At 32.6% G+C, this 2,252-nt stretch carries 2 protein-coding genes; both read right to left on the bottom strand.

The window, feature by feature from the left end; all coding sequences use genetic code 11:
* A partial coding sequence (locus DNC80_RS15685) for a hypothetical protein (RefSeq protein WP_182652019.1) occupies positions 1 to 464 on the bottom strand: 464 nt, incomplete at its 3' end.
* Positions 465 to 737: 273 nt separating this feature from the next.
* Positions 738 to 1,832, bottom strand: coding sequence for a redox-regulated ATPase YchF (gene ychF, locus DNC80_RS15680; RefSeq protein ID WP_182652018.1), 1,095 nt, complete (start codon positions 1,830 to 1,832; stop codon positions 738 to 740).
* Between the last annotated feature and the right edge of the window lie 420 nt (positions 1,833 to 2,252).

Here is a 2,252-nt window from a genome sequence, read left to right as displayed (position 1 = left end):
AGCGTATTGACTGTCCAATAAATAGAATCACTATAGTTCAAAATTAATTTTCCGTTAAATCGTTTTGCTTTTTGAGTATTTGAAAAAATAAAAATGGTATCAATTTCTTTGTGCGAAAGCTCTAAGGAATCACCTATTTTTATAAAATCAAAAGCTACCTTGTAACCTTTAGAAACGTACTTGCCATTAACAAAATCAAATTCATTTTTCAATGAGTCTATTTCGGTTTTATGAATTCTAAATTTTCTATAAAATTCTCTCCGAATCATATTTTCAGAGATATTAAGGTAAACAGAATCTGAATTAATAAAAAGACCTCTGAATTTATTAGGTATCTCAGACAGTTCAGCATCTTGAATTGGCTGTGGTTTTTCAAAATACACAAAACTTTCATCTGCTGATGCATCTGCTTTCTTGCAAGAAATAACAAATAAAAATATCACTAACAAAATAAATTGTTTCATTTTGAATTGATTAAAATTTTAGTGAATTTACACTTTTAATTTTAATTAAACTTTATAAGACCATGCAAATACCCCAGATTGCAGCGGAAAGCATTTTTGTGTAAAGCCACTATTTTTTTCTTGACCTGAAAGAGCGACCGCAGGAAGCTCCTTTGAGGTCTTAGAAAAAGTGGCTTTATAGAAAAATCTTGAAGCGGAAAGCTGGATTAGGTCCATAAAAAAAGTCGAAAGCTATTACTAACTTTCGACTTTGAACTTTTGAATTTGCAAAAATTACACGTTGAATCTAAAGTGCATTACATCACCATCTTTTACAACATATTCTTTACCTTCTACTTTAAATTTTCCAGCTTCTTTACATTTAGCTTCAGAACCGTATTGCACGTAGTCTTCATAAGCAATTACTTCGGCACGGATAAAACCTTTTTCAAAATCAGTATGAATTACTCCCGCAGCTTGTGGCGCGGTTGAACCGATATTGATCGTCCAAGCACGAACTTCTTTTACACCAGCCGTGAAATAGGTTTGTTGTTTTAACAATTTATACGCTGCACGAATTAAAACGGATGCTCCTGGCTCTGTTAAGCCCATATCTTCAAGGAACACTTGGCGCTCTTCGTAGCTTTCAAGCTCTGTAATATCAGCTTCGGCACCTACAGACAAAATAATTACTTCCGCATCTTCATCTTTTACTAACTCGCGAACTTGGTCTACATATTTGTTCCCATTAACAGCAGAGTTTTCGTCTACGTTACAAACGTATAATACTGGCTTTGCGGTAATCAGTTGAAACGATTCCATTAAAACTTCCTCGTCATTTCCTTGTGGAACGATAGTTCTAGCTGATTTAGCTTGCAATAAAGTATCTTTAATTCGATCTAAAAGCGCTTTTTCAGTCTGCGCTTCTTTGTTACCCGTTTTTGCAGCACGATTTACTTTTTCTAAACGTTTTTCAACCGTTTCTAAATCTTTTAACTGCAACTCGATATCGATAGTTTCTTTGTCGCGAATGGGATTTACATTACCATCAACATGAACGATATTATCATTATCAAAACAACGCAATACGTGAATAATAGCGTTACACTCTCTAATGTTTCCAAGAAATTGATTTCCTAAACCTTCTCCTTTACTAGCTCCTTTTACTAAGCCTGCAATATCCACAATATCCACCGTAGCCATTTGTACGCGCTCCGGTTTTACCAATTCCTCTAGTTTATTAATTCTTGGATCTGGTACATTAACAACGCCAATATTTGGCTCTATGGTACAAAAAGGAAAGTTAGCACTTTGCGCTTTTGCGTTTGACAAACAATTGAACAAAGTTGATTTTCCAACATTAGGTAACCCTACAATTCCTGCTTTCATCTGTAAATACTATTTTATTTTTTACCAGAAACCTGTGAGACATTTTATGGCAAACAAGATTCTTTTGAGTTTTAAATTTTGAGCTATCAAGCATTAAATCTTATTAGATAAAGCTATTTAGCTTTAAAAGTTTGCAAATATACCATTTTAATACTGTTTTCAATAATTAAAAGATAGCATTACTGACAACCTATTATTTTTTCAAAAAAAATATAAATAGTACTAATATTTTGTTAAAAAAAAATTATATTGCGGTCTATTTAAAATCAAACCAAAAATAAAACACAACTTATTATGAAAAAAATCGCATTATTATTAATCCTCTTAAACGTCTCGTTTGTATTTGCGCAAAAGCAAATATCAGGTGTAGTTAAAGACAATTCCGGGAATTCGTTACCAGGAGTTAACATCGTAGAAAAA

Origin of the sequence: Flavobacterium sp. SOK18b (assembly GCF_014156605.1) — a bacterium.
GTDB lineage: Bacteria > Bacteroidota > Bacteroidia > Flavobacteriales > Flavobacteriaceae > Flavobacterium > Flavobacterium tiangeerense.
This window is presented reverse-complemented; position numbering and strand designations above follow the sequence as displayed.

What these genes read in the sequence shown, in the direction of transcription:
- ychF (WP_182652018.1), bottom strand. Translation starts at nt 1,832, where the DNA reads ATGAAAGCAGGAATTGTAGGGTTACCTAATGTTGGAAAATCAACTTTG.